The 24,707-nt window shown below is 64.8% G+C and carries 27 protein-coding genes; 5 read left to right on the top strand and 22 right to left on the bottom strand.

Annotation, left to right across the window (positions count from 1 at the left end):
- The first annotated feature begins 44 nt into the window (after positions 1 to 44).
- The 4 genes from GQ651_RS12780 to GQ651_RS12765 all read left to right on the top strand — a co-directional run bounded on the left by GQ651_RS12780 (position 45) and on the right by GQ651_RS12765 (position 4,082).
- On the top strand, positions 45 to 2,489 hold the full coding sequence (locus GQ651_RS12780; protein WP_160764632.1) for a ligase-associated DNA damage response DEXH box helicase: 2,445 nt from the start codon (positions 45 to 47) through the stop codon (positions 2,487 to 2,489).
- A gap of 49 nt (positions 2,490 to 2,538) precedes the next feature.
- The gene (gene pdeM, locus GQ651_RS12775) at positions 2,539 to 3,198 is read left to right on the top strand and encodes a ligase-associated DNA damage response endonuclease PdeM (RefSeq protein WP_160764631.1); all 660 of its coding nucleotides are present in this window, start codon (positions 2,539 to 2,541) and stop codon (positions 3,196 to 3,198) included.
- 87 nt (positions 3,199 to 3,285) lie between these two features.
- A complete protein-coding gene (locus GQ651_RS12770; protein ID WP_160764630.1) occupies positions 3,286 to 3,609 on the top strand; it encodes an ArsR/SmtB family transcription factor in 324 nt (107 codons plus the stop codon).
- Positions 3,606 to 4,082 (top strand): SRPBCC domain-containing protein, encoded by a 477-nt coding sequence (locus GQ651_RS12765; protein ID WP_160764629.1) that lies wholly within the window; start codon positions 3,606 to 3,608, stop codon positions 4,080 to 4,082. The genes GQ651_RS12770 and GQ651_RS12765 overlap by 4 nt, the downstream gene beginning before the upstream one ends.
- Here the strand turns inward: GQ651_RS12765 and folD are convergent.
- From folD to ruvC, 16 genes are all read right to left on the bottom strand, one after another.
- Entirely contained in the window at positions 4,079 to 4,981 is a 903-nt protein-coding gene (folD, locus tag GQ651_RS12760; protein WP_160764628.1) for a bifunctional methylenetetrahydrofolate dehydrogenase/methenyltetrahydrofolate cyclohydrolase FolD, read from the bottom strand. The genes GQ651_RS12765 and folD overlap by 4 nt on opposite strands.
- Positions 4,982 to 5,046: 65 nt before the next feature.
- Positions 5,047 to 6,717: a formate--tetrahydrofolate ligase gene (locus GQ651_RS12755; RefSeq protein WP_160764627.1), complete on the bottom strand. Its 1,671-nt coding sequence runs from the start codon at positions 6,715 to 6,717 to the stop codon at positions 5,047 to 5,049.
- Positions 6,718 to 6,839: 122 nt separating this feature from the next.
- Positions 6,840 to 7,430 (bottom strand): MOSC domain-containing protein, encoded by a 591-nt coding sequence (locus GQ651_RS12750; RefSeq protein WP_160764626.1) that lies wholly within the window; start codon positions 7,428 to 7,430, stop codon positions 6,840 to 6,842.
- Positions 7,431 to 7,556: 126 nt separating this feature from the next.
- The gene (ftsH, locus tag GQ651_RS12745; RefSeq protein ID WP_160764625.1) at positions 7,557 to 9,479 is read right to left on the bottom strand and encodes an ATP-dependent zinc metalloprotease FtsH; all 1,923 of its coding nucleotides are present in this window, start codon (positions 9,477 to 9,479) and stop codon (positions 7,557 to 7,559) included.
- A gap of 79 nt (positions 9,480 to 9,558) precedes the next feature.
- Positions 9,559 to 10,797, bottom strand: coding sequence for a tRNA lysidine(34) synthetase TilS (gene tilS / locus GQ651_RS12740; protein WP_319637423.1), 1,239 nt, complete (start codon positions 10,795 to 10,797; stop codon positions 9,559 to 9,561).
- Complete coding sequence (gene ybgF, locus GQ651_RS12735) at positions 10,794 to 11,645, bottom strand: tol-pal system protein YbgF (RefSeq protein ID WP_160764624.1); 852 nt, start codon at positions 11,643 to 11,645, stop codon at positions 10,794 to 10,796. The genes tilS and ybgF overlap by 4 nt, the downstream gene beginning before the upstream one ends.
- An 18-nt stretch (positions 11,646 to 11,663) precedes the next feature.
- Positions 11,664 to 12,182: a peptidoglycan-associated lipoprotein Pal gene (gene pal / locus GQ651_RS12730; protein WP_160764623.1), complete on the bottom strand. Its 519-nt coding sequence runs from the start codon at positions 12,180 to 12,182 to the stop codon at positions 11,664 to 11,666.
- A 109-nt stretch (positions 12,183 to 12,291) separates the two neighbouring features.
- Positions 12,292 to 13,620, bottom strand: coding sequence for a Tol-Pal system beta propeller repeat protein TolB (tolB, locus tag GQ651_RS12725; protein ID WP_160764622.1), 1,329 nt, complete (start codon positions 13,618 to 13,620; stop codon positions 12,292 to 12,294).
- Positions 13,617 to 14,783 (bottom strand): hypothetical protein, encoded by a 1,167-nt coding sequence (locus tag GQ651_RS12720; RefSeq protein ID WP_227258163.1) that lies wholly within the window; start codon positions 14,781 to 14,783, stop codon positions 13,617 to 13,619. The genes tolB and GQ651_RS12720 overlap by 4 nt, the downstream gene beginning before the upstream one ends.
- A complete protein-coding gene (locus tag GQ651_RS12715; RefSeq protein WP_160764621.1) occupies positions 14,746 to 15,219 on the bottom strand; it encodes an ExbD/TolR family protein in 474 nt (157 codons plus the stop codon). The genes GQ651_RS12720 and GQ651_RS12715 overlap by 38 nt, the downstream gene beginning before the upstream one ends.
- A gap of 1 nt (position 15,220) precedes the next feature.
- The gene (gene tolQ, locus GQ651_RS12710) at positions 15,221 to 15,919 is read right to left on the bottom strand and encodes a protein TolQ (RefSeq protein ID WP_160764620.1); all 699 of its coding nucleotides are present in this window, start codon (positions 15,917 to 15,919) and stop codon (positions 15,221 to 15,223) included.
- A 108-nt stretch (positions 15,920 to 16,027) separates the two neighbouring features.
- Positions 16,028 to 16,417: a tol-pal system-associated acyl-CoA thioesterase gene (gene ybgC / locus GQ651_RS12705; protein ID WP_160764619.1), complete on the bottom strand. Its 390-nt coding sequence runs from the start codon at positions 16,415 to 16,417 to the stop codon at positions 16,028 to 16,030.
- Positions 16,414 to 17,037 (bottom strand): hypothetical protein, encoded by a 624-nt coding sequence (locus GQ651_RS12700; protein ID WP_160764618.1) that lies wholly within the window; start codon positions 17,035 to 17,037, stop codon positions 16,414 to 16,416. The genes ybgC and GQ651_RS12700 overlap by 4 nt, the downstream gene beginning before the upstream one ends.
- Positions 17,038 to 17,182: 145 nt before the next feature.
- The gene (gene ruvB / locus GQ651_RS12695; RefSeq protein ID WP_160764617.1) at positions 17,183 to 18,205 is read right to left on the bottom strand and encodes a Holliday junction branch migration DNA helicase RuvB; all 1,023 of its coding nucleotides are present in this window, start codon (positions 18,203 to 18,205) and stop codon (positions 17,183 to 17,185) included.
- Between the two features lie 32 nt (positions 18,206 to 18,237).
- Positions 18,238 to 18,903, bottom strand: a complete 666-nt coding sequence (ruvA, locus tag GQ651_RS12690) for a Holliday junction branch migration protein RuvA (RefSeq protein WP_160764616.1) — start codon at positions 18,901 to 18,903, stop codon at positions 18,238 to 18,240.
- A complete protein-coding gene (gene ruvC, locus GQ651_RS12685) occupies positions 18,900 to 19,406 on the bottom strand; it encodes a crossover junction endodeoxyribonuclease RuvC (protein ID WP_160764615.1) in 507 nt (168 codons plus the stop codon). The genes ruvA and ruvC overlap by 4 nt, the downstream gene beginning before the upstream one ends.
- A 426-nt stretch (positions 19,407 to 19,832) precedes the next feature.
- Between ruvC and GQ651_RS12680 the strand changes: the two genes are divergently transcribed.
- Positions 19,833 to 20,048, top strand: a complete 216-nt coding sequence (locus GQ651_RS12680) for a DUF1127 domain-containing protein (protein ID WP_160764614.1) — start codon at positions 19,833 to 19,835, stop codon at positions 20,046 to 20,048.
- Positions 20,049 to 20,139: 91 nt separating this feature from the next.
- Here GQ651_RS12680 and GQ651_RS12675 read toward each other — a convergent pair whose 3' ends face one another.
- The 6 genes from GQ651_RS12675 to GQ651_RS12650 form a co-directional block, all read right to left on the bottom strand.
- Positions 20,140 to 20,487 (bottom strand): hypothetical protein, encoded by a 348-nt coding sequence (locus tag GQ651_RS12675; RefSeq protein WP_160764613.1) that lies wholly within the window; start codon positions 20,485 to 20,487, stop codon positions 20,140 to 20,142.
- Positions 20,488 to 20,594: 107 nt separating this feature from the next.
- On the bottom strand, positions 20,595 to 21,467 hold the full coding sequence (locus GQ651_RS12670; protein WP_160764612.1) for a 50S ribosomal protein L11 methyltransferase: 873 nt from the start codon (positions 21,465 to 21,467) through the stop codon (positions 20,595 to 20,597).
- A gap of 125 nt (positions 21,468 to 21,592) precedes the next feature.
- Complete coding sequence (gene msrA, locus GQ651_RS12665; RefSeq protein ID WP_160764611.1) at positions 21,593 to 22,243, bottom strand: peptide-methionine (S)-S-oxide reductase MsrA; 651 nt, start codon at positions 22,241 to 22,243, stop codon at positions 21,593 to 21,595.
- Between the two features lie 52 nt (positions 22,244 to 22,295).
- Positions 22,296 to 23,525 carry an MFS transporter gene (locus GQ651_RS12660; protein WP_160764610.1) on the bottom strand — a complete coding sequence of 410 codons (1,230 nt, stop codon included), beginning with the start codon at positions 23,523 to 23,525 and terminating at the stop codon, positions 22,296 to 22,298.
- A 42-nt stretch (positions 23,526 to 23,567) separates the two neighbouring features.
- On the bottom strand, positions 23,568 to 24,107 hold the full coding sequence (locus GQ651_RS12655; protein WP_160764609.1) for a cytochrome b: 540 nt from the start codon (positions 24,105 to 24,107) through the stop codon (positions 23,568 to 23,570).
- Positions 24,108 to 24,111: 4 nt separating this feature from the next.
- Positions 24,112 to 24,690, bottom strand: coding sequence for a YceI family protein (locus GQ651_RS12650; protein WP_160764608.1), 579 nt, complete (start codon positions 24,688 to 24,690; stop codon positions 24,112 to 24,114).
- Positions 24,691 to 24,707 lie beyond the last annotated feature (17 nt).

The raw sequence follows: 24,707 nt of genomic DNA, 5'->3' as shown, positions 1-24,707 counted from the left end.
GTCCGGCCATTGGCGAGGGCACGTTTCAGGATTATGTCGGGGGCATGAGCCCCCTTCCCCGGCAATTCCACGACTGGTTCACGTCCCGCGGATGGTCGCCCCACCCACACCAGATCGACATGGCCGCGCGCGCGGACGACCCCGCGCTTCTGCTGATCGCCCCCACGGGCGGAGGCAAGACGCTGGCCGGATTTCTGCCGACACTGGCAGAACTGGCTGAGGGCGGGCATGAGGGGCTTCACACGATCTATGTCTCGCCGCTCAAGGCGCTGGCCGCTGACATACGGCGAAACCTTTCGACGCCGATTGCCGAGATGGGCCTGCCCGTTCGGGTCGAGGACCGTACCGGCGATACCGGGCAGACCCAGAAAAAGCGCCAGCGTGTCGACCCGCCGCACATTCTTCTCACGACGCCGGAAAGCCTCGCGCTCTTGCTGACCTACGAGGACGCGCCGCGCATGTTCGCGGGGCTGAAGCGCATCGTCGTGGACGAAATTCACGCATTGGCGGAATCGAAGCGCGGCGACCAGCTGATGCTCTGCCTTGCCGAACTGGACGCGATGTGTCCCGGCCTCCGCCGCGTGGGCCTGTCGGCCACGGTCGAAGACCCCGCCGCCATCGCGCGCTTCCTTGCCCGGCACCCCGATCCCTGCCACATCCTCCACGCCGACCCCGGCCCCGCGCCGGACATCGCAATGCTGACAACCGACGCGCCGCCGCCCTGGTCCGGCGGCGGTGGCGCCTACGCGATCCCGCGCGTTCTGGAAGAGGTGCGCAAGCACAAGACCACGCTGATCTTTCACAATACGCGCGCGCAGGCCGAGATTTTCTTCCATAACCTGTGGCTCGCCAATGACGACGCCCTGCCCATCGGCATCCACCACGGCAGCCTTGCCCGCGAGCAACGGCAAAAGGTCGAGGCGGCGATGGTCGCGGGCGATCTGAGGGCCATCGTCTGCACCGGAACGCTCGATCTGGGCATCGACTGGGGCGATGTGGACCTGATCATTCAGGTCGGCGCGCCGAAGAACGTCAAACGGCTGGTGCAGCGGATCGGGCGCGCCAATCACCGCTACAACGCGCCGTCCAAGGCGCTGATCGTGCCAGCCAACAGGTTCGAGGTGGTGGAATGCGTGGCTGCGCTGGACGCCGTGCGGGCCGCCGATCTGGATGGAACGCCGAAGGGGCCGGGACCAAAGGACGTGCTTTGCCAGCATATCCTGATCCGGGCCTGCCGTGGCCCGTTCGACGCGAGCGACGCCTACGACACATTCCGGACCGCAGGCGACTATTCCGCGCTGACGCGCGACGACTTCGACGCCTGTCTCGATATGGTGGCGACGGGGGGCTACGCGCTTCGGGCCTATGACCGTTGGCAGAGGCTGCGCCAACGCCCCGACGGGCTTTGGGAGTTGCGCGACCCCCGCGCGGCAAAACACATCCGCATGAACCTTGGCACGATTCAGGACACTGACACGCTGAAGGTCCGGCTGAAGAATCGGATGGGCGGGCGGCCTTTGGGCGAGATCGAGGAGGGCTTTGCCGCGACCCTGACGCCCGGCGATACGTTCCTGATCGGCGGGCAGGTGGTGCGCTATGAGGGCCTGCGCGAGATGACGGTCGAGGTCACCCGCCGCGCCGACAAAGCCCCCAAGATCGCCACTTTCATGGGAACGAAATTCGCCACTTCCACACAGCTCTCCCGCCGCATCCTGCGCATGTTCGAAACCCGCAACTGGGAGGGTCTGCCGCAGCACACAGTCGACTGGCTGACGCTTCAGGCGAGGCGCTCGAAACTGCCCGAAGCCGACCGCATCCTTGTCGAGAGCTTCCCCCATGACGGGCGGCAGAACACGGTGATCTACGGTTTCGCCGGACGGAACGCCATGCAGACGCTTGGCCTGCTGGTCACGCGCCGGATGGAGGACCTGGGCCTTGCGCCGCTCGGCTTCGTTTCGACCGACTACGCTGTCCTGATCTGGGGTCTGGACCGGGTGCCTGATCCCGCGCCCCTCTTCGACGGTGACGACCTGCGCGCTGCGTTCGAGACATGGCTGAACGGCAACGCGGTGATGAAGCGGACCTTCAAGGCCTCGGCCACGGTCGCGGGGCTTCTGGAGCGAAACATCGGGCCGCAGAAGCGAAGCGGTCGGCAGGCCACATTCTCATCCGATATCCTGTATGACACGCTGGTCAAATACGACCCCGACCACCTGATGCTGAAGATTACGCGGGAAGAGGCGATGCGCGGCCTCGTCGATTTCGGACGGATCGAGGAAATGCTGGACCGGACGCGGGGCCGCGTGGATCACCGCATTCTCGACAGGGTCACGCCCTTGGCTGCGCCGCTATTCCTCGAACCAGGGCGTGTTCCTGTTGCGGGCGAGGGCCGCGAACGGCTGGTCGAGGCCGAGGCCGAACGGCTGATGGAAGCCGCCGGCATCGCCGACCCCAAACCGGCGAAAAAATCGTGGCGCGTGCCCTACTGAGCCGTGTGACAGGCTTGCAAACAGTCCCGCGACGCGCCAAGAACGAAGCATGAACTCCGCCGATCTGATCCTCTCCGGTGAAACGCTGACCGCCTGCCCGTCGGGGGCGCTTTTCTGGCCGCGCGAGCGGATGCTGGTGGTTTCAGATCTCCATCTGGGCAAGTCCGAGCGGATCGCACGTCGGGGCGGCGGCCTGTTGCCACCCTATGACACGCTCGAGACACTGACGCGGCTTCAGTCCGACATTCAGGCGCTTCGGCCCGAGACGGTGCTCTGCCTTGGCGACAGCTTTGATGACGTGGCTGCGGCAGAGGCGCTGGACGACAGCCACCGCGACACGGTGCAGAGGCTTCAGGCCGGGCGCCGCTGGCTCTGGGTCGAAGGCAACCACGACCCAGGCCCGATCGACCTGGGCGGCACGCATCTGGCCGAGTTTCGCGCGGGCGCGCTGGTCTTCCGGCATATCGCGACACCCGGCGAGACATCGGGCGAGGTCTCGGGCCACTACCACCCGAAAGCCTGTCTGCGCGCCGTGCGGCGCCCCTGCTTTCTGACCGATGATCAGAAATTAATCATGCCAGCTTATGGCGCATACACCGGCGGACTGGCCTGGACGACGCCCGTGCTCCGCAGCCTTCTGGCCGATCGCGCGACCGCCTTCCTGACCGGGCGCAAGGTTCTGGCCGTACCGGTCCCCCGCACCGCCTGAACCACCCCTGACGAATTGCGATAGTACCAGCGCATACCGAATTTGGCGCTATACTATATAATCGAATCGTTATATAAATTAAACATTATGGAAGTGACCAAAGCCTTTGCCGCCCTCTCGGACCCGACGCGCCTTGCCATCGTGACGCGGCTGGCCGAACGGGGCGAGGTCGATGTCATGGACCTGGTTCCGGATTTTCCGATCAGTCAGCCGGCGATCTCGCGCCATGTCAAAGTACTCGAGGAAAGCGGGTGGGTCACACGCCGAAAGGTGGGCACGCGGCGCCCGATCCGGCTGGCTCCGGGACGGCTGGACGAGATCATCGTCTGGTCGGGACGGCTGCGCGCCACGCTTCGGGCCAATTACGCGCGTCTCGACGACCTTCTTGCCGAAAAGGACATCCCAGAATGAACAGAATGACCATGGTCATGTCGGGCGAGACCGACCTTGTCGTCACCCGCCGCTTCAATGCTGCGCCCAATGCGGTCTACGACGCGCATCTCAATGTGGAGAAGGTCAGGCGCTGGATGCTGGGGCCCGAAGGCTGGACCATGCCGAGTTGCGAAATGGACCCGCAAGAGGGTGGAACCTTCGCTTATACTTGGGAGGACAGCGCCTCAGGCGAGCGTTTCACGATCCGCGGGCATTTCGTCAGGCTCGACCCGCCGCACCGTATCGAGCACATCGAGGCAATGGAGATGCCGGGGATGACCACGCCCGAAAGCAGGGTCGTGACCGAGTTCGCCAAGGACGGCGACGGCACGGTGATGACCATGACGATCACATACGACAGTGCGGAAAGCCGACAGGGCGCCGTGGAAAGCGGCATGGAGGAAGGCATGGCCTGGTCCTACGACAACCTCGACCGGATGGTGTCGGCTTAGGCTGTCAGCCCTTCGGGTTCGGCCAGACTATTGGCGCGGCAGCAGGCTGTCACGGTATTCGCCAGAAGACAGGCGATGGTCATCGGGCCGACGCCGCCCGGCACGGGGGTGATCGCGCCCGCCACCTCGGCGCAGCTTTCGAAATGACAGTCGCCCACAAGCCGCGTCTTGCCCTCGCCCTTCTCGGGCGCGTCGATGCGGTTGATACCGACGTCGATGACGGTCGCACCGGGCTTGATCCAGTCGCCCGGCACCATCTCGGGCCGGCCCACGGCGGCGACCACGATATCGGCCCGGCGCACGACCTCGGGCAGATCCTTCGTGCGGCTGTGGGCGATGGTCACCGTGCAGCTATCGCCCAGCAGAAGCTGTGCCATCGGCTTGCCCACGATGTTCGACCGGCCGATCACCACAGCATCCAGACCGGAGAGCGAGCCGTGATGGTCCCTCAGCATCATCAGGCAACCAAGCGGTGTGCAGGGCACCATGGATTTCTGCCCCGTACCCAACAGCCCCACATTCGAGATATGGAAGCCGTCCACGTCCTTCGCCGGGTCGATGGCGTTGATGACCAGGTCTTCGTTCAGATGCCCGGGAAGCGGAAGTTGAACGAGGATACCGTGGATCGACGGGTCGGTGTTCAGTTGCTCTACCAGCGTGAGAAGCGCCTCTTCGCTGGTGTCGGCGTCAAGCCTGTGCTCGACGCTTTTCATTCCGGCTTCGACCGTCGCCTTACCCTTCGAGCGGACATAGACATGGCTGGCCGGATCGTCGCCCACGATGACCACAGCCAGACCGGGGGTCAGCCCATGCTCGTCCTTCAGCCGCGCAACATGGGTCGCGACCTTTTCCCGGACAGTCGCAGCAAAGGCCTTGCCGTCGATCAGTGTGGCGCTCATGGGAAATCCTTTCTTCTGCGTCGGCGACAGGGCCGCCGACGCGATACCTAAATGCCGGACAGGCCTTAGAACAGACCTTCGATCTCGCCTGCGTCGTTCAGACGGATGTTTTCCGCCGCCGGGCGCGAGGGCAGACCGGGCATTGTCATGATCTCACCGCAGATGACCACAACGAACCCGGCCCCGGCCGAAAGCCGAACTTCGCGGATCGGCACGGAATGGCCCGTGGGCGCGCCGCGAAGGTTCGGATCGGTCGAGAACGAATACTGCGTCTTCGCCATGCAGATCGGCAGGTTGCCGAACCCGGCCTCTTCCCACTGGCGGAGCTGGTCGCGGATCTTCTTGTCGGCCAGAACCTCGTCCGCGTGATAGATGCGCGTGGCGATGGTCTTGATCTTGTCGAAGAGCGGCATCTCGTCGTGGTAGAGGGGCGCGAACTGGCTTTTCCCGCTTTCAGCGATCTCGGCCACGCGCTTTGCCAGGGCTTCGGACCCCGCGCTGCCATCGGCCCAGTGCTTGGACACGATCGCCTCCGAGCCCTGCTTCTTGACGTAGTCCTGCACCGCCTCGATCTCGGCATCCGTGTCCTTGACGAAGTGGTTGATCGCCACAACGACCGGCACGCCGAACTGCTTGAGGTTCGCGATGTGACGGCCAAGGTTCGGGCACCCCGCCTTGACCGCATCCACGTTCTCGGCACCCAGGTCGGCCTTGGCGACGCCGCCGTTCATCTTCATCGCGCGGACCGTGGCGACGAGCACCACGCAGTCGGGGGCAAGACCGGCCTTGCGGCACTTGATGTTCATGAACTTCTCGGCGCCGAGGTCGGCACCGAAACCGGCTTCGGTCACGACGTAGTCTGCCAGCTTGAGCGCCGTCGTGGTCGCGACCACCGAGTTACAGCCGTGGGCGATGTTGGCGAAGGGGCCGCCATGAACGAAGGCAGGGTTGTTTTCCAGCGTCTGGACAAGGTTCGGCTGCATCGCGTCCTTGAGCAGGACCGTCATCGCGCCATCCGCCTTGATGTCGCGCGCGTAAATGGGCGAGCGGTCGCGGCGATAGGCCACGATCATGTCGCCGAGGCGACGTTCAAGGTCCTTCAGGTCGGTCGAAAGGCAGAGGATCGCCATGACCTCGGAGGCCACGGTGATGTCGAACCCGGTCTGGCGCGGGAAGCCGTTCGAGACGCCGCCAAGCGAGGTCACGACGTCGCGAAGCGCGCGGTCGTTCATGTCGAGCACACGGCGCCAGGACACGCGGCGCTCGTCGATTTCCAGCTCGTTGCCCCAGTAGATGTGGTTGTCGATCATGGCGCTGAGCAGGTTGTGCGCTGCGGTGATCGCATGGAAATCACCGGTGAAGTGAAGGTTCATGTCCTCCATCGGCACGATCTGGGCATAACCGCCTCCGGCCGCGCCGCCCTTCATCCCGAAGTTCGGCCCGAGCGAGGCCTCGCGGATACAGACGGCGGCCTTCTTGCCGATGCGGTTCAGGCCATCGCCAAGACCGACCGTGGTCGTGGTCTTGCCTTCGCCTGCGGGCGTCGGGTTGATCGCGGTCACGAGAACCAGTTTGCCGTTCGGGCGGTCTCCTAGCGACGCGATGAAGTCCTGGCTGACCTTGGCCTTGTCATGGCCGAAGGGCACGAGGTTGTCCGCGCTGATCCCCAACTTCGCGCCGATCTCCTGGATGGGCTGTTTCTTGGCTGCGCGTGCGATTTCGATATCGGTTGTCATGGGTTTCACCCGTCCCTGTCCGTGCACCGTGGAATACGGCCTTGTTGTCGCTATACGAGAGTCGCTTGGAATGGAAAGCGAGATTTCCGACACATTCCGCATCGCTTGCGTCGGAAGGCAAATCAGCCGCCGGGCTGCCACGCCCTCTGGTCGGGTATGTGAAGCCTGAGCGTTCCGCCCAGAACCAGCGCCCCTTCCCGTTCGACCCAGGCGGTCACGCCTCGCCGTCCCTTCGCCGCCGCCTTGAACCCCTTGCCGTGGCCCGGCCGGGCCTGTTCGATGGTGCGGGCAACAAGGCTGCAGGGACGGTTCTGCATGTCGACGGTCAGCGTCGCGCCATCCTCGGCCTGAAGCCGGGAAGACGGCGGGATGTAACTGAAATCTGGAATGCCCCGGACGACAATGGTCGCTCCCAGCCAGCGCGGGTCAAGTTTTTCGAGGTCGAGGGCCGACGCGATGGTGGCCAGTTCTTCCTCGGAGACGATCGACACCTGCCGTGTGTTCCGGATCTCGGTGCCCTTCGGATATTGCGCCGTGACGCGGCTGCAGGAAGGGCGCGTCAGGCCTGAATGTACCTCGCCGCTTTCGACGCCCGCGAAGGTCAGCGACAGGCGCTCGCTGCTGTTTGCCTCGATCTCGGGGGCGTCCCTGTGAGGGACAAGACCCAGCCAGACGATGGTTGCAGTGTAATCGGTGGGGACAAGCGCGGGCATGTCACCCGTCATGCCGCCTTCCGAAACGCGCGGCAATACTCATGTCGGCCAATTTACCCTTTGAACGGCAACGCCCCGCCGATCGGGGCGGGGCGTTGTGACTGGCTGTAACGAAGAGCGATCAGATCAGGCGCTCGGCTCGGGTTCGAGCCCGCTGTCGCCATCCGGCTTCTTCTTGGGCTTGGTCTTCGGAATGGCCGTGATCGACGCGGTACCGCCGGTATCCGGCTTGTCCCCGTCGTCGTCGCCACGGTTCAGCGGCTCGCCCGCCATGACCTTGGTGATCTCGTCGCCCGTCAGCGTCTCGTATTCCAGAAGACCCTGCGCCAGACGTTCGAGGTCGTCGTGCTTCTCGGTCAGGATACGCTTCGCGGTCTCGTAGCCCTCGTCCACGATTTCCTTGACCTTGGCGTCGATGCGCTTCTGCATCTCCTCCGAATGCCCCGACCCGCCCTGATAGCTGCCCAGATAGGACTGCTGCTCGTTGGCATAGTCGATGTAGCCAAGCTCTTCGGCAAAGCCGAACTGGGTCACCATGGCCCGCGCGATCTTGGACACCTGCTGGATGTCGGACGCCGCGCCGGAAGTCACGTTCTCCTTGCCGAAGATCAGCTCTTCCGCCACGCGCCCACCCATCGCCATGGCGATCTTGGACTTGTACTTGGTCAGCGTCACTGAAAGCTGGTCCCGCTCGGGCAGCGACAGAACCAGACCAAGCGCGCGGCCGCGCGGAATGATCGTCGCCTTGTGGATCGGATCGTGCTGCGGGACGTTAAGCCCCACGACGGCGTGTCCAGCCTCGTGATAGGCGGTCAGCTTCTTCTCGTCCTCGGACATGACCATGGAACGGCGTTCGCTGCCCATCATCACCTTGTCCTTGGCGTTCTCGAAGTCTTCCATCGTCACGAAACGGCGGCCCACACGCGCGGCCATAAGCGCCGCCTCGTTCACGAGGTTGGCAAGGTCCGCACCCGAGAAACCGGGCGTACCGCGCGCGATGATCCTTAGGTCCACGTCAGGGCCAAGCGGCACCTTGCGGGCGTGGACGCCGAGGATCTTTTCCCGGCCCTTGATGTCGGGGTTCGGCACCTGCACCTGACGGTCGAAACGACCGGGACGCAAGAGCGCGGGGTCAAGAACGTCAGGACGGTTGGTGGCGGCGACGATGATGATGCCTTCGTTCGCCTCGAAACCGTCCATCTCGACCAGAAGCTGGTTCAGCGTCTGTTCGCGCTCATCGTTGCCGCCGCCGTAGCCCACGCCACGGGACCGGCCCACGGCGTCGATTTCGTCGATGAAGACAATGCAGGGCGCGTTCTTCTTGGCCTGCTCGAACATGTCGCGGACACGGCTGGCGCCGACGCCGACGAACATCTCGACAAAATCGGAACCCGAGATGGTGAAGAACGGTACTCCGGCCTCGCCCGCGATGGCGCGTGCGAGCAGCGTCTTACCCGTACCCGGAGGGCCGACCAGAAGCGCGCCTTTGGGGATCTTGCCGCCGAGGCGCGAGAATTTCTGAGGGTTGCGCAGGAATTCGACGATCTCTTCCAGCTCGTCTTTGGCCTCGTCGATGCCGGCGACATCGTCAAAGGTGACCCGGCCATGCTTTTCCGTCAGTAGCTTCGCCCGGCTCTTGCCGAAGCCCATCGCCCCGCCACGGCCGCCGCCCTGCATCCGGTTCATGAAGTAAATCCAGACACCGATCAGCAGAAGGAACGGCAGGAAGGTCATCAGGATCGTGACGAAGCCCGACTGCTCCTGCGGTTCGGCCCGGAACGAGACGTCGTTGTTGACCAGAAGGTCGGTCGCACCCGCGCCCTCGGGCTGGATGGTGACGTAGTCGTTACCGTCGGCCCCGCGGAAGACGATCCGCTCGCCGTCGATGGTGGCATTTGAAACTTCGCCGCCCTCCACACGCTCGACAAAATCGGAATAGCTGACCGAGCGCTGCGACATGGTCGACTGACCACCCGAGATCAGATTGAAGAGCGCCAGGATCAGAAGAAACAGAACGACCCAGAAGGCGATGCTACGCGCGTTGTTCAAAGGACTCTCCTTTGGAAACTCGAGACAGGCCGGAGGGCCTGTGGAACCTCACCATTACATAGCCACGGGGCCCGGATCTTCAACGGGATAACAACGAGGCTGCAAAATCGTCGCGCCCCTGTGTTTCGGCCGTCCAGCCGTTGGAGAGCCCAGCAAGCGGCGCGGCGAGCAATTCCGAACCCCTCCAGACCGCCGGGGAGGCCAGAAGCGACTGCCGGGGAAGGCCCGTATCGCGCCAGCCGGGACATTGAGACAACGCCTCGCCCAGTGCACGAACCTCCAGCCCCTCGGCATGGGGGCCGTTCAACCGCCAGCGGCCGTCCCAAATCCGGTTGGTTGGTCCCTCCAAGCCTTTGATCGCGTTGAACTCTCTCGCGATCCTGACGGTCATGTCCGTGGGCATGATCAGGCAGCCATGAAGTGTCATGTTCCGGGGCGATTCCAGCGCGGCGATGACGTCAGACAGCGCGTCGCGACGCGGCGGATAGGTGTCCGCGGACACCCATTTCAACGCGCCCGAGATGAGTTTGCGCAGGATTTCCGGATTCTGGCGGCGGAGTTTCGCTCGGTCGAAAACGATGTCACCGCCAATCACTTGCGACAGGCCGAGCGCGATCTCCCGCACATGCTCGGCCAGGGCCGTACGGGCGAAATCGAGGTTCAGCATGGAATATCCGATGACTTCGACATCGATTCCCAAGGGCTCCAGCGCCTGAAGTGCGCGCCGCGCCTTGATCCGGGAGAAGCCCTCGTCCTCGTTCGTGGGGTCGTCGACCCAGCGGATACCCCGCCGGTCGAGAAAGGCGCGCAGGTCGCTGCGGCGTTCGAACAGAAGCGGGCGGTCGAAGCGCATATCGTGCCGGTGAAAGACCTGTGGCATGCCGCTGAGGCCATCCAGCCCCGCCTCTCGGGCAAGCCGCATCAGGAACGTTTCGGCCTGATCGTCGAGCGTGTGCCCGAGCGCGACGGTATCAAGCCGCTGGCGATCCGCCCACCGCGCCAGCAGGCGATAGCGGGCTTGGCGCGCCTGATCCTGAAGATTGCCCTTTCCGTCCCAGTCGCGCCAGCGAAGCGTCCGGTGGGGAATGCCCAAGCCTTCGCAGAAGCGCGCGACATAGGCCGCCTCTTCCGCCGCCTCGGGCCTGAGCCCATGGTCGATGGTTGCCGCCATCAGATCGGCGCGGCCCCATTCAGCCATCAGATGCAAAAGCGACAGACTGTCCGACCCGCCGGAAACCGCGATGCCGATCCGCCGTGGCCCGCCCGTCTCTCCGAAACGCCGGTCGATGACGTCGAGCAGCCGGGCGTCAGAACTCACGAACAGCCGAGCGACGCCCGCGCCGCCTGTGCCTCGACCGATGCGTCGCTTGACGGGAAGCGTGTGGTGACTTCACCGAGCGTGATGCAGGCCTCGGTCGTCTGGCCGAGACCGTCGAGTGCAAGGCCGAGCTTCAGAAGCGCGGTCGGCGAGGTCTGGCCGTTCGGCGTGCCGGAATAGCTTTCGAGATAGGCTTTCGCGGCCGAGGACGTGCGGCCGAGGTTCTGCAAAGCCTCGCCCCTGAGCAGGTGAGCAAGCCCTGACAGCGGCCCGCCCTGATAGGTGTTGGTGAAGGCTTCGAGCCGGTCTGCTGCCGTCTGCCAGTTACCCTCGTCATAAGCGGCCTTGGCGCGCTCGAAATCCTCGCGCTCGGCCACGGCAAGCTCGACCCCGCCGGTGGCCGCCGCGATGCCGGTGCCTGTACCTGCGGGTGCGGATGGCGCCGTGGGTGCGGGTGCCGCCGTCTGAGGCATTGCGCCACCCCCAAGTGTCGGCGTGTCGCCGAGCGAGGCAATGTTGCAATTCGGCTCAAGCTCGCAGAGCCGGAATTCCAGATCACCCACCCGGTTGGTCCCGTCGCGGACAACGCTGTCCACGCGGTTGGTCAGCTCTTCCGTCCGCGCCGTCAGCCGCTGGATCTCGGCCTCCATCGCGTTGACGCGGTCGATGATGCCGGTGCCTTCCAGCGTCACGCCCGAGCCGCCGGTGGTCGACAGCTCGCGTTTCAACTTCTGCATCTCGACGAAAAGAACGGTCAGATCCTGCCTTATGTCGGCAAGGGTCTGATCACGGTCCTGAGCGGCGGCGGGGCCGCCCAGGAAAAGAAGGAAAACCAGGAACCAACGCATGGGACATTACCCTCTAGATCAGACGCCCGCGCCAGCCGTCAAAACGGTGACCGCACGGCGGTTCTGGGCATAGCAGCTTTCATCCGAGCAGATGGCGAGCGGACGCTCTTTGCCATAGCTGATGGTGCGAAGCCGGCTCGAGGCAACACCGCGCGACACCAGATAGCTGCGCACGGCTTCGGCGCGGCGCTCACCCAGGGCGATGTTGTATTCCTGCGTGCCCTGCTCGTCGGCATGGCCTTCGATCAATGCGCTGTAGGCGCCGTTCTGGGTCAGCCAGACCGCCTGCTGGTCGAGGACAAGCTGCGCTTCGGTCGACAGCGTCGACTGGTCTACGGCGAACAGAACGCGGTCGCCGATGATCTGGTTGAAATAGGCCGGCGAGGTCGGGTCATTGACCGAACCGGCGACACCGGCCCCGGCAGCAAGCCCGCCATTCGCGCCTGCGCCCGAGCCCGACCCGAAACGGTCGGCATTGGTGCAGGCCGTCAGCGCCGCGAAGGCGACGAGGGCGATGAGAATTCCGGAAGTCTTCATGAAAGCACCTGTAAGGTTGGGATTGTTATGATCTGCTCTGCCTCAGGGTACCATCCCGCAAAGGCGAAGGGAACGGGGCGGACGTGCACCGGCTGTGCAGCCGCGCCGGTCATGGCAACAAGGGCGACCATGCCGGGTCGGACGCCGCCGTCGACGTCGGCACGCGCTTCAGGTTCCGCCCCGAGATATCGACCGAGAACATCGCGGGCTCGCCATCCGCGCCAGCGCTTTCGCGCGTGAACATCAGGACACGGCCATTCGGCGCCCATGTCGGCCCTTCGTCGAGGAAGGACGCGGTCAACAGGCGTTCCTGACTGCCATCGGTGCGCATCACGCCGATATGGAACCGGCCCGCATTCTGTTTGGTGAAGGCGATGTAGTCGCCCCGCGGGCTCCAGACCGGCGTGCCGTAGCGCCCCTGACCGAAGCTGATCCGCGTAGCCTCGCCACCGCCGGCCGGCATGATGTAAAGCTGCTGGGTGCCCGACCGGTCGCTCTCGAAGACGATCCGGCTGCCATCGGGCGAAAAGGACGGCGCGGTCTCGATCGACGGCGCGCTGGTCAGGCGCGTGCGCTGACCGCTGCTCAGATCCAGACGGTAGATGTCGGTGTTGCCAGCGTCGGAGCGGGAATAGACGACGCTCCGCCCATCCGGCGCGAAACGCGGGGCAAAGGCCAGACCTTCGGCCTGCACATCCAGCGGACGCTTGGTCACCGATCCGACCGACAATTCGTAGATCGCCGGAAAGCCGCTTTCATAGCTCGTGTAGAGCACCCGGTCACCCGTCGGCGAAAAACGCGGGCTGAGCACGAGGGACGACGCGTCCGACAGGTACTGAACGTTGGCCCCGTCGTAATCCATGATCGCCAGCCGCCGCTGCCGTGCGTTTTTCGGGCCGGTCTCTTCGACATAGACGACGCGGCTGTCGAAATAGCCGCCCTCGCCCGTGATCCGGCTGTAGACCTGATCGGCCACCTTATGCGCCACACGCCGCCAGCTATCGGTGCCACCAGCGAATTGCAGACCGTCGCCCAGAGGCTGACCGCTGAAGATGTCGAACAGCCGGAATTTCACGATAAGCCGGTTGTCGCTTGTCAGCGTCACCGCACCGGTGATCAGCGCCTCGGCGTTGATCGCGCGCCAGTCGGCATAGGGCACCGGCGCATCGAAGGACGTTACCTGGCTGATATAGGCGTCGCGCGGAATGTCCCGGAAAAGCCCGGTGCCGGTCAGATCGGCCGAGACGACGCCGGTGATCTGCCGCGCAAAATCCGCTGCGGCCGCGTTCTCCGCGATGAAGGGCGCCACGGCGATCGGCACGGGCTCGATCACACCCTCGGTGATCTCGATCCTGAGCGGGCCGGACCTGTCCTGCGCGGCAAGTGCCGCTGGCAGAAGGCTGAAGAGCATGGCGATCAGAAAAGCCAGTCGTGTCATCGGAACTGCATCCCCTCGGGATTGAATGTCATTTCGACCTCGCGCCACTGGTCGTACTTGTCGGCGGGAAGCGGGAAGCCTCGCGCACCGCAGCGCAGGATGGCCCGGCGCGCGGCATCGAAGGCCGCGCGTTGGGTTGCGGCATCGCCGCCTGTGGCCGAGACCTGTCTCACATCGCCCGAGACACGGCCGGTCTGGTCCAGCTCGAACGCCACCGTCACGACCACACCCGCCGAGCGCGCACCGGGATCGACAACCCAGCAGCCTCCGACGGCGACACGAAACGCTTCCCGCTCGCCGCCGGTAAGCGGCGGACCGGAGGGGCGGGCCGGCTCTTCGGCCTGCCCCCCTTCGAGCGCCGCGCGCACCGCATCATCCGTGGACGAAGTCTCTGGCGCGGGGGTTGGTTCCGGCGTGGGGGCTGGCGTCGGCTGAGGTTCGGGCGCGGCGACGCGCACCGGGCGCTCGGGCCGGCTACGGGGCCGCATCGAACTTGCGGGCGCGAATTCGCGCGTCTCTTCGGCCTCGGTCACGATCCGGTCGCTCGCCGCCTCAGGCGCGGCGGGCGGGGTTTCTTCCACCGGTTGCTCCACCGGCGGCGCTTCCGCGTCGGGCGCGGTGTCCTCGACCACGTCTGGTGCGACTTCCGTCAGCGGTGGCGGCGCGACCTGCGGAATGGGGGCGACACGCGGCGCCGGTTCGGCCACCTGGTCGGGCAAGGGCGAACTTCCATCGATATCGGTGGGCGGCAGCGGTACCTCGGGTGCGTCATCTTCGACCACTGCCTCCGGCGCTGGCGCAGGCACGGTCACCTCTGGCTCGGCGGGCGGTGTCTCGGGCACGTCGACGGCTTCCGGCTCGGGCCGCTCCGGCGGGCGGTCGGCCTCCGGCGTCTCGGGCGCGGCATCCTCAACCGGCGCGGCGATCTCGGGCGCATCGAGCTCGACCTCTGGCGTCGGCCCCGAAGGCAGAAGCGCGGCGTATTCCGCCTCGGAGATCAGAGCGACATCGGCCACCGTCACCTCGGGAATCCGGTCACGGGCAAAGAACCCGCCGAACAGGACGATGAGGACCAGCAGGACATGCATCGCCACCGATATGATCCAGCCCTGCCGCACGACGCCGTCACCCGTCCCGTCCGTCCATGCGCGGACCGCCCACATCCGTCACCAGACCGATATTCGTGATCCCCGCCGCATTGAGCGCGCCCATCACCTGCACAACCCGCGCATAGGGAATGCCGCCATCCGCCCTCAGGAAGACACGATCCGAGGTCCGTTCGGTCAGGATCGCGCGAAGGCGCGGCACGATCTCGTCATCGGTCACCTCGGTCGTCTGGATCGTCGTCGCCCCGTCGGCAGTCAGGGTCACCGTCAACGGTTCTTCCTGATCCGTGGGCAGTGAAGAGGCCGCGCTTCGCGGCAACTCGATCGGCACGCCCACCACCTGAAGGGGCGCGGCCACCATGAAGATGATGAGAAGCACCATCATCACGTCCACGAAGGGCGTGACGTTGATCTCGGACATGGGCCGGGCGCGCCGCCGCCTTCCGCGCCGGCGCGAGCCGTTCTCGCCTGCCGTCTGGACCGCCGCGCCCATCTCAGGCGGCGTCCAGTTGCCGGCTCAGGATGGTGGCGAATTCATCGGCAAAGGCCTCGTATCCGCCAACGATCCGGTCCGCATCAGACGAGAGCTTGTTGTAGAATATCACCGCCGGGATCGCCGCCAGAAGGCCAAGCCCGGTGGCCAGCAGCGCCTCGGCGATACCGGGGGCAACGACGGCAAGGCTAGTCGACTGCGACTGTCCGATCTCGATGAAGGCATTCATGATGCCCCAGACCGTGCCGAAAAGACCGATGAAGGGCGCGGTCGATCCGACCGTCGCCAGCACAGTCAGCCCCGACTGAAGCTCTTCGCTCTCCTTCTGGATCGCCACATCCATAGACCGGTCGATCCGAACCTGCGCGCCGGGGATCATGCCGCCACCCGCCTTGTGAGATCGTTCCCATTCGGTCATGCCAGCGGCGAATATCCGCTCGGACCTGCCTTCTGGCGACGGACCCACCTGCTCGTAGAGCTGCTCCAGCGGCTCGCCCGACCAGAACGCGTCCTCAAAGACCGCCGCCTCGGCCCGCGCCTGCCGGAACAACCGGTGTTTCGTCCAGATGATCGCCCAGGACCAGACCGATGCGATGATCAGCACCAGCATCACCAGTTGGACGGTCAGCGTTGCGCGCGCGAACAACCCGAAAAACGAGAAGTCGACCTCATGCGCGACCGCGAGAGTTCCTGCTTCCATGACTGCCTGCTCTTTCTCCGGGGCCAAGCTTGTTTTTTAAGGCCCTCGTTGCGACGCAGATTATCCGAACGCAAGCGGGAATGGAACCACGAAGCCGTGAGCGCGGCGTCACGCCATAAGTTGGCGTATTTCCGCCGGCAGGCGCCCGGCACGGCCGCTTTCGGTCAGGACGGCAAGGGTGACGCGGGCGGTAAACAGCACCTTCTTGCCCCTCAGGATCGCCTGATCCACCTCGATCTTTGCGCCGCCCACGCGGATCGGCCGGGTCTCGACCGTCAGCACGTCATCGAAACGCGCAGGGGTCAGGTAATCCGCTTCGACGCGCCGGACCGCAAAGACCAGACCCGTCTCGCGCTTCAGCTTCGACTGATCCACGCCAAGCTCGCGCACCCATTCCGTCCGCCCCCGCTCGATGAAGCGCAGGTAATTTGCGTAGTAAACGATGCCCGCAAGATCGGTATCCTCATAGTAGACGCGCACATCCATCCGGTGGGTCATTGCATCTGCCCCACCCGTGCGGCGAGCCGGATGGCGTGGCTGGGATCGGTGGCCATGGCGGGCATTACCGGGTCATAGGCCGACCGGATGACCGCCGCCACGTCCGGGCGCAGAACGACCCTATCGCCCGCCCGACCCAAGGGGCCTTTCTCGCGAAAGGCTGTGTCCGACCAGAGGACGATACTCTCCGCCGCCTGCGCCAGCGCCAGGTCCTCCGCCGCCATCGACGACAGCGCCGCATCCATCCGGACAAAGACGAAGGCCGCCTTGATCGCGCCATCGGGATCGAAGCGGAACAGGCGGTACTGGTTGGCATCCGCCTCGGTCAGTCGCCCGACAAGGCCCTCCAGCTCTGGCACCAACCGGTCAAGATCGGGCGTTTCCAAAAGCTCGGACCATTCCCGGAAAAAGAACATGACAAGGTTGGCCCCCAGCTCGGGATCTGTATCCGCCATCCGGTGATCGGCCAGCGCCACGACCGCATCGATCGCGCCCTTGACGATCGACAGGGTCCTATCGTCCACCCCGAACACCACGGGCACGATGGGCCGGCCCCATCGGGCGAACAGATAGGATCCGTCGGCGCGCGTGAAGAATTTCTCGACCTCGGTTTCAGTCATGTCACAGCCCTACCTCTCCCGACGAGGGCGGGCCAGCCCCTTCTTCTGTTCGAAAATACTCCCGCGCGGAGCGCGCATCGCGACACGTGGAACACGCGGCACAAAACCTCGCGTGACGCCGCAGGCGTCTCATTTCGGAAAGCCGTCAGAATAGCTCAGGCTGGCCCGGAGCGTCCGGTGGGACCATCCCCAGATGGGTCCAGGCACCCGACGCCAGCATCCGCCCGCGTGGCGTCCTCTGGATGAGCCCCTGCTGCAGCAGGTACGGCTCGATGACCTCTTCGATCGCGTCCCGGCTTTCCGAGAGCGCCGCCGAGAGCGTTTCCACGCCGACGGGCCCGCCCTGATAGCTCTCGGCAATCAACCGGAGATAGCGCCGGTCCGCGCCATCGAGACCCAAGGCATCCACGCCGAGCCGCGTCAGCGCGCTATCCGCCAGAGCGCCGGTCAGGCGCCCTTCGCCCTCGACCACCGCGAAATCCACCACGCGCCGCAGGAGCCGCCCGGCGATCCGGGGCGTGCCCCGCGCGCGCCGCGCGATGACCCTGAGCCCGCTCTCCTCGGCCTCGATCCCCAACAGGCCCGCACCGCGCGCGACGATGCGGAACAGCTCTTCCTCGCTGTAGAACTGAAGCCGGATCGGAATGCCGAACCGGTCGCGGAGCGGCGTGGTCAACAGGCCCAGGCGCGTCGTCGCGCCCACCAGCGTGAAGGGTTGCAGTTCGATGCGTACCGTTCGCGCCGCCGGCCCCTCGCCGATGACAAGGTCCAGCTCGAAATCCTCCATAGCCGGATAGAGAACCTCTTCCACCGCCGGGTTCAGCCGGTGGATCTCGTCGATGAAGAGAACGTCGCGCGCCTCGAGATTGGTCAGGATCGCGGCCAGGTCCCCCGCCTTGGCCAGAACCGGCCCGCTCGTCATACGGAAATTCACGCCAAGCTCGCGCGCGATGATTTGCGCCAGCGTTGTCTTGCCCAGACCGGGCGGGCCGTGAAACAGGGTATGATCCATCGCGGCCGCCCGCGACCGGGCACTCTCGATGAAAACACGGAGGTTCGACCGCGCCTCGGCCTGCCCCACGAAATCGGACAGCGTTTCGGGCCGAAGCGCCCTGTCAGCGTCCTCGGGCCGGGACTCGGGACGGAGTGTCGGGTCGGAACCGTTCATACCGCCAACCTATCCGGCATTCGCGCCATCGCTCACCCTTTCGGTGCCAGACGCCGGAGCGCCTCGCGGATCAGTTGAGGCGTCTCTGCCCCGTCGAGCGCCCGCGCGGCCTCGGCCACGGCGCGCGCCGCATCGGCCGGCGCATAACCCAGATTGGACAGAGCCGACATCGCCTCGGCCTCAGCGCCATTCGAAGCCGGCATCTGCGGGACAGGCGCGACCACACCATCACCCGCATCCTCGATCACCTCCGAGGTGTTCGCCGACGCGGCACCGCCAGCGCCCATGCCCATCATCGCGGGCGCCTTGCCCTTCAACTCGTTGACCACGCGCTGCGCGATCTTCGGACCCACGCCCGGCGCCGCCTTGATCGAGGCCCAGTCGCCCAACGCGATCGCGCGCGCCACACCGTCCGGCCCGAGCGTGCCAAGAATCGCCATCGACGCCTTGGCGCCGATCCCCTGCACGCCCATCAAGAGCCTGTGCCACTCCTTCTCGGCCAGCGTCGGAAACCCGAACAATTGAAGCAGGTCCTCACGCACCAGAAGATCCGTGTAAAGCGCCGCCGCCTGCCCCACGGGCGGAAGCGCTGCAAGCGTCCGCTCGCTCACGTGGACGACATAACCGACCCCCCGCACATCGATCAGAACGTGATCGCTGCCCCGGTATTCAACCCGACCGGCCAGTCGCCCGATCATCGCGCGCCTCCCACGGCGGCCGCGACCTGCCGAGAACGGCTCTGACAGAGATGCGCGTGGCAGATCGCGATGGCGAGCGCATCCGCAGCGTCCGGCCCGGCGATCTCGACACCGGGAAGCTGCAGCCGCACCATGTGCCCGATCTGGTCCTTTGTGGCATGGCCGACACCGACCACCGCCTTCTTGATCGCATTGGGGGCGTATTCGCCCACGACAATACCCGCCCGCGACGGCACCAGAAGCGCGATACCCCGCGCCTGACCCAGCTTCAGAGTGCCTGCGGCGTCCTTGTTGACGAAGGTCTGCTCAACGGCAGCCTCATCCGGCGCAAAGCGCGCGAAAATATCCGACAACTCTTCGAATAGCGCGGCCAGCCTCTGGCCCAGCGGTCCGGCCGACGTGCGGCAGACCCCGTTGGCGACATGTACAAGCCGGGACCCGGACGTCTCGACGACACCCCATCCAAGGGCGCGCAGCCCCGGATCCAGCCCCATCACACGCATGCCTCACCTGCTCGTTCTGCTTTTGATCACGGTTAGCACGAAACGCGAACATCTTCCAAGAGCTTTGCGGATGGCAGCCCCGAATCGTGCCCTTGCCGGCCCGCCGGTTGTCGAAGGCGTTGCCCGCGTGCAACGGGCGGTTGGGATACGACGATAAGTCCTGCTCTGTGGCATCAGTGTGCCTTGTACGCTCGCGACACCTTAGGCGTCAAATGCCGCCGGAAAGCGCCACTCCGAATGCTGAAAACGACATCTTCGATCTCTGAATTGTTTATCTATTACGAACACTTAACCGCGATTTCGACCTATGACGTTTTTGCATCCCTGACATGCAAGAAATGGGCTTGCCGCAGGCGACGCGCCACCATAACTGCCGGCAGTCTTCAACGCAGCTTTGCGCTGCCTCAAACACAAAGGATGACCGTGATGGCCCTTCTCGATGACCCCCGCGCTGCTGGCCGCCCGGCAGTCCTGTCCGACACCATTTCCCGCGCCGCCTACCGGATCGCTTCGGCGATCATGGAATGGCATTCGGATCGCCGCACCCGCAAGGCGCTTCTCGAACTGTCGCCGGAAGAGCTCGACGATATCGGTCTCACCCGCGCCGATCTCGACAAGATGCTGCGCCGCACCGGCTACTAAGCACCTTCGCGCCAGAAATGGCGAAACGGCCGCGCCCCTGCCGGACGCGGCCGTTTTTTGTGCGTGTCGGCAGCGGACGTGCCGCAGAGCTTTAGCGCACGAGGGAAGAAATCTGTTCTGACAGCATAAGCGTGACGGGATCGGGCGTCATGATCCATGCGCCGGCCTGCTCGACCGCGTTTCCGCCCGCCAGCCGCTCGACCCGCTCGTCATAGGCATCAATTCCAAGCTGCGCGTGCAGGAACCCCTTGAACACCAAGACCACGATCGCGATCAGGGCCAATCCGCGCAAAGCCGATCCGCTTTTCCTGCGATGCGGCTTGGCGATGACCAGACCGTCGTCATTCACGGTCGTCACGTAACCCTGGCTCAGCTTCGTGTGGCGCCGGTTGATCCGACGCATACGACGCTCGAATTCATCGAACTGATATGCAGACATCTGGCAGCCTCCGGTTTGCCGACCCCCCGGTCGACCTTGGAAATAAGACCGGAAATTGTGGCGCTAATGTGGCGCAAAGGCTTGAAACGTCTTACTTTCGCTAAAATTCAGCGAATTCTGGACAATGTCAGCGTCGTCCAGTCGACAATGTCTTCACGGTGGACGGTATTGAACCCGGCCCGTCGATAATGCTCGAGAATCTCTTCCGCCTGATCGGTCAGAAGCCCGCTCAAGATCGCATGACCACCGGGTGAAACGGCCCGCGCCATGTCCTCGGCCAGCATCAGAAGCGGTCCTTTGAGGATATTCGCGAAGACAAGGTCGAATCGCGCCTCACCGTCAAGCATCGGGTGGCCAAAGCCCGCCGCCTCCACACAGGTCACGCGGGTCTCAAGCCCGTTCGCCTCAAGATTGGCCCGAGCGACATCGACAGCGACAGCGTCGATATCCGACGCGACAACCTGGCCCGGCCATACCGAGGCCGCCGCCATCGCGAGAACGGCGGTCCCACAGCCGATATCGGCCACACGGTCCGCAACCAGCCCCTCCGTCACCAGCCGGTCCAGCGCCCGGAGACAGCCGAGCGTCGTCCCGTGATGCCCCGTGCCGAACGCCATCGCCGCCTCAATCCTGAGTGCGATCCGCCCCTCGGGCACCTTGTCGGCGTCATGCGCGCCGTAGACAAAGAACCGTCCCGCCTCGACAGGGCTCAATTCGCGCCGCACATGGGCGACCCAGTCGGTCTCGGGCACTTCCGAGACCACGAACTCGCCCGCGCTCCATGCCGCCGCCAGAAGCGCCAGCGAGACCGCGTCCGGCGCTTCGGTGAAATAGCCGCCCACTTCCCAAAGGTCGCGCCCGTCCTCGATCTCGAAGACGCCGACACCCACCGGTTCCGGAACGACCTGTTCCAACGCCTCGCCAAGGGCCTCGGCCTGAGCCTTGCCCGATACTGTCGTCAATGCGGTCCACGTGGTCATGATCGGCGCCTACGCCGCCCGACGGCACCGCGTCAATCCTTCTTCTGTTCAGAAGTACTCCGGGGAGGGCTGGAGGGGCAGCGCCCCTCCAGCCGGTCGACGCCGAAGGCGGAGAAAAAAAGGGATCAGGCGCCCGTGCCGATCGGGCAGGTGACGCCCGTCCCGCCGATACCGCAATAGCCTGCCGGATTCTTGGCAAGGTATTGCTGGTGGTAATCCTCGGCGAAATAGAACTCGGGCGCATCGCGGATCTCGGTCGTGACCGCGCCATAGCCCTTGGCCTTCAGCCGGGGTTCGAACATCTTCAGCGTCTCCTCGGCGGCAGCCCGCTGTGCCTCGTTGAACACGTAGATGCCCGAACGGTACTGCGTGCCGACATCGTTGCCCTGACGCATGCCCTGGGTCGGATCATGGCCTTCCCAGAAGACCCTGAGCAGCTCCTCATAGGAAATTACCGCAGGATCATAGACCACGCGCACAATCTCGTTATGCCCGGTCGAGCCGGTGCAGACCTCCTGATAGGTCGGGTTCGGCGTGTGACCGGCGGCGTAACCCACCATGGTCAGATACACTCCGTCCAGCTTCCAGAACATCCGCTCGACGCCCCAGAAACATCCCATACCGAACATTGCCACCTCATGGTCCGCCGGCACGTCGAGCGTCAGCGCGCGCCCCGAAACGAAATGCGTCTCGGCCGTCGGAATGGCGTTGTCGCGGCCCGGAAGCGCCTCGTCGGCGGCAATCATTTCGGCCTTTTTTCTCTTCAAGAGAAACATGCGGTCACTCCTTTGTTCATGCCGGGAATATAGGTGCGGACGCGCGGCTTCGCTACTCTGCCGGGGCAGGAAGACCGCGCGAGAACACGGTCTCGTGACCGGGCTCGGGATGGCGCGGGATCATCAGCGCAAGGCAGAGCGAGGTGAACGCCATTCCTGCGGCCAGCATGAATACCCCGCCCGGCGACACGATCCAGAGATACCCCAGAAGCGCCGGCAGGAAGACCGCCGCGATATGGTTGATCGTAAAGGCCACTGCCGCCGTGGGCGCGATGTCCCGCGGGTCCGCGATTTTCTGGAAATAGGTCTTCTGCGCGAAGGCCAGCGCGAAGAACAAATGATCCAGAACGTAAAGAACGGCGGCCAGAACCACGCCCCATCCGAACCAGTAGATGCCGCCATAGGCCAGAAACACGCAGATCAGCCCCACATATTCGAAGGCCAGAGCGTTCCTTTCGCCGAAGCGGCCCACGGCGCGTCCCATGAGCGGGGCGAAGATCATGTTGGCCAGAAAGTTGATCAGCATCAGCGCCGACACTTCGTGCACTTCGAAGCCGAACCGCTCGACCATCATGAAGGCCGCGAAAACCAGGAAAATCTGCCGACGCGCGCCCGCCATGAACTGAAGCGCGTAGTAGAGCCAGTAGCGGCGGCGGAAGACCATTTTCTTGATCTGGGGGTCCGGCGCCTCGAACTGCGGAAAGGCGATCATGCAATAGATCGCGATGGCCACGCAGGCCCCGCCCGAGATCAGGTAGACGGTGTTGTAGCTCAGGTCGAACACTTCCCATGTCGCCACGAGCAGCCCGTAGGACAGAAGCGACGCGCCCGAGCCGATAGCCACGATGATGCCAAGCATCTGCGGCGCGCGGGCCTTGGGAAGCCACTGCAGCTGAAGCGACTGGTTGACCGTCTCGAAATAGTGAAACCCGATCGAGGAGATGAGCGTGACCATCAGCAGCCCGCCATAAGTCGGAAACCACGCCGTCACCGCCGACGCCGCGCCCAGCATCAGCAAAGAGACCAGACCCAGCACCTGTTCGCGCATGAACATGATGACGAAGATCACGCCCACCGCCAGAAATCCGGGAATCTCGCGCACCGTATGCAGCCAGCCGATTTCGACCCCGGTAAACCCCGCCTGTTCGATGACGAAGTTGTTCAGAAGGGCGGACCATGTCGAGAATGCCAAGGGCATCGCTGCTGCCATGAGGAACAGAAGCGTGATCGGGCGGCGCCAGAAGGGGAACGCCGTGGCATCCTGTAGGGTCGCTGTGCGCATGGTAGAGGGCCTACGCCCTTTCCGCTTCCCTTGGAAGCCCGATCAACCGCGAAGCATTCGCCTCAGCGTGGCATCGCGGTGAAGAAATGCCCGGTTCAGCGCGCCGGCCACATGAAGCGCAATCAACACCCAGAGAAGCGCCGCCAGAGTCTCGTGAATCTCGAAGGCGGTTTCCTCGATCGCCTCCGACACCGGTGCGATGGCGGGAAGCGTGATGCCGCCGAAGACGACCGTGTCGAGACCGGTGGCCGAACTGCCGATCCAACCGGTCAGAGGCATCGCTAGAAGGCAGGCGTAAAGCGACAGATGCACAGCCTTGGCCAGACGCTCGGCCATCGGCGGGGCTGGCAGGACCGGGGGCACAGGCGATAGCCGATGCCAGACTATGCGCAGCACCGTCAGCCCCAGCACGGTGATCCCGGCGGTCTTGTGCCAGCCGAAATACTGAAGCGTGGCAAGCGAGACCTCCATCTCCTCGATCCACAGTCCCAGCCCCCCTGCCGCGACAACCGCCAGCACCGTCAGCCAGTGCAATGACCGGGTTGCGATGCCGAAACTCTCAGGTCCGTTCTTCAACGCCATCGGATCACTCCTCTCGCCGTATGCGGGCGAGGATGGTCAGGTCGACCCGATCGCCGGCCATGCCGGACCAGCCATCCGCCCCGAAGGCCGCGCGCGAGAGGCTGCCGGTGACGACGATGGCAAGACGTCGGCGGTCGCCCGGCTGGGTTCCCTTCTGCCGGTAGAGCTGTGCGCGGAACGTCACCGGCCTCGTGATGCCACGGACCGTCAACAGCCCGTCCACCTCGGCCCCGTCATCGTCAGGGCGGATGGCCGTGCTTTCGAAGGTGATCTCTGGAAAACGATCCGCCCAGAGCACCTTCCGGCTTTTCATGCCCTGAGTGGCAAAGGGAAAGCCAGCCACCGCGCCCGTCACATCAAGCGCGACGGCGACATGGGTATTCGCGGCGCTGTCGAAGTCGATGACCATGTCGGCGCGCTTGACAGGCATCGTGCCCTTCACCGTATCGGGGCCGAGTGTCCATGCGAAGCCCACGACCGAGGTGTCGGTCTCTAGGGCATAGGCATGCGGCGCCGCTCCCGCTACCAGCGGGGCCGCCGAAAGCGCCAGACAGGCCAAAAGTCGGGTCAGCAGATGTCGCATACGGGGGCGTCCCCCTC

The sequence above is a fragment of the Kangsaoukella pontilimi genome, from assembly GCF_009830125.1.
Taxonomy (GTDB): domain Bacteria; phylum Pseudomonadota; class Alphaproteobacteria; order Rhodobacterales; family Rhodobacteraceae; genus Kangsaoukella; species Kangsaoukella pontilimi.
The sequence above is the reverse complement of the archived record's forward strand: the minus strand, read 5'-3'. Positions and strand labels throughout refer to the sequence as shown.

Excerpts from the sequence above, each read along its gene's own strand:
- GQ651_RS12780 (WP_160764632.1), top strand. The coding sequence starts at position 45 with ATGAGCCCCCTTCCCCGGCAATTCCACGACTGGTTCACGTCCCGCGGA.
- pdeM (WP_160764631.1), top strand. The coding sequence starts at position 2,539 with ATGAACTCCGCCGATCTGATCCTCTCCGGTGAAACGCTGACCGCCTGC.
- GQ651_RS12770 (WP_160764630.1), top strand. The coding sequence starts at position 3,286 with ATGGAAGTGACCAAAGCCTTTGCCGCCCTCTCGGACCCGACGCGCCTT.
- GQ651_RS12765 (WP_160764629.1), top strand. The coding sequence starts at position 3,606 with ATGAACAGAATGACCATGGTCATGTCGGGCGAGACCGACCTTGTCGTC.
- folD (WP_160764628.1), bottom strand. The coding sequence starts at position 4,981 with ATGAGCGCCACACTGATCGACGGCAAGGCCTTTGCTGCGACTGTCCGG.
- GQ651_RS12755 (WP_160764627.1), bottom strand. The coding sequence starts at position 6,717 with ATGACAACCGATATCGAAATCGCACGCGCAGCCAAGAAACAGCCCATC.
- GQ651_RS12750 (WP_160764626.1), bottom strand. The coding sequence starts at position 7,430 with ATGCCCGCGCTTGTCCCCACCGATTACACTGCAACCATCGTCTGGCTG.
- ybgF (WP_160764624.1), bottom strand. The coding sequence starts at position 11,645 with ATGCGTTGGTTCCTGGTTTTCCTTCTTTTCCTGGGCGGCCCCGCCGCC.
- pal (WP_160764623.1), bottom strand. The coding sequence starts at position 12,182 with ATGAAGACTTCCGGAATTCTCATCGCCCTCGTCGCCTTCGCGGCGCTG.
- tolB (WP_160764622.1), bottom strand. The coding sequence starts at position 13,620 with ATGACACGACTGGCTTTTCTGATCGCCATGCTCTTCAGCCTTCTGCCA.
- GQ651_RS12720 (WP_227258163.1), bottom strand. The coding sequence starts at position 14,783 with ATGTGGGCGGTCCGCGCATGGACGGACGGGACGGGTGACGGCGTCGTG.
- GQ651_RS12715 (WP_160764621.1), bottom strand. The coding sequence starts at position 15,219 with ATGGGCGCGGCGGTCCAGACGGCAGGCGAGAACGGCTCGCGCCGGCGC.
- tolQ (WP_160764620.1), bottom strand. The coding sequence starts at position 15,919 with ATGGAAGCAGGAACTCTCGCGGTCGCGCATGAGGTCGACTTCTCGTTT.
- ybgC (WP_160764619.1), bottom strand. The coding sequence starts at position 16,417 with ATGACCCACCGGATGGATGTGCGCGTCTACTATGAGGATACCGATCTT.
- GQ651_RS12700 (WP_160764618.1), bottom strand. The coding sequence starts at position 17,037 with ATGACTGAAACCGAGGTCGAGAAATTCTTCACGCGCGCCGACGGATCC.
- ruvB (WP_160764617.1), bottom strand. The coding sequence starts at position 18,205 with ATGAACGGTTCCGACCCGACACTCCGTCCCGAGTCCCGGCCCGAGGAC.
- ruvA (WP_160764616.1), bottom strand. The coding sequence starts at position 18,903 with ATGATCGGGCGACTGGCCGGTCGGGTTGAATACCGGGGCAGCGATCAC.
- ruvC (WP_160764615.1), bottom strand. The coding sequence starts at position 19,406 with ATGCGTGTGATGGGGCTGGATCCGGGGCTGCGCGCCCTTGGATGGGGT.
- GQ651_RS12680 (WP_160764614.1), top strand. The coding sequence starts at position 19,833 with ATGGCCCTTCTCGATGACCCCCGCGCTGCTGGCCGCCCGGCAGTCCTG.
- GQ651_RS12675 (WP_160764613.1), bottom strand. The coding sequence starts at position 20,487 with ATGTCTGCATATCAGTTCGATGAATTCGAGCGTCGTATGCGTCGGATC.
- GQ651_RS12670 (WP_160764612.1), bottom strand. The coding sequence starts at position 21,467 with ATGACCACGTGGACCGCATTGACGACAGTATCGGGCAAGGCTCAGGCC.
- msrA (WP_160764611.1), bottom strand. The coding sequence starts at position 22,243 with ATGTTTCTCTTGAAGAGAAAAAAGGCCGAAATGATTGCCGCCGACGAG.
- GQ651_RS12660 (WP_160764610.1), bottom strand. The coding sequence starts at position 23,525 with ATGCGCACAGCGACCCTACAGGATGCCACGGCGTTCCCCTTCTGGCGC.
- GQ651_RS12655 (WP_160764609.1), bottom strand. The coding sequence starts at position 24,107 with ATGGCGTTGAAGAACGGACCTGAGAGTTTCGGCATCGCAACCCGGTCA.
- GQ651_RS12650 (WP_160764608.1), bottom strand. The coding sequence starts at position 24,690 with ATGCGACATCTGCTGACCCGACTTTTGGCCTGTCTGGCGCTTTCGGCG.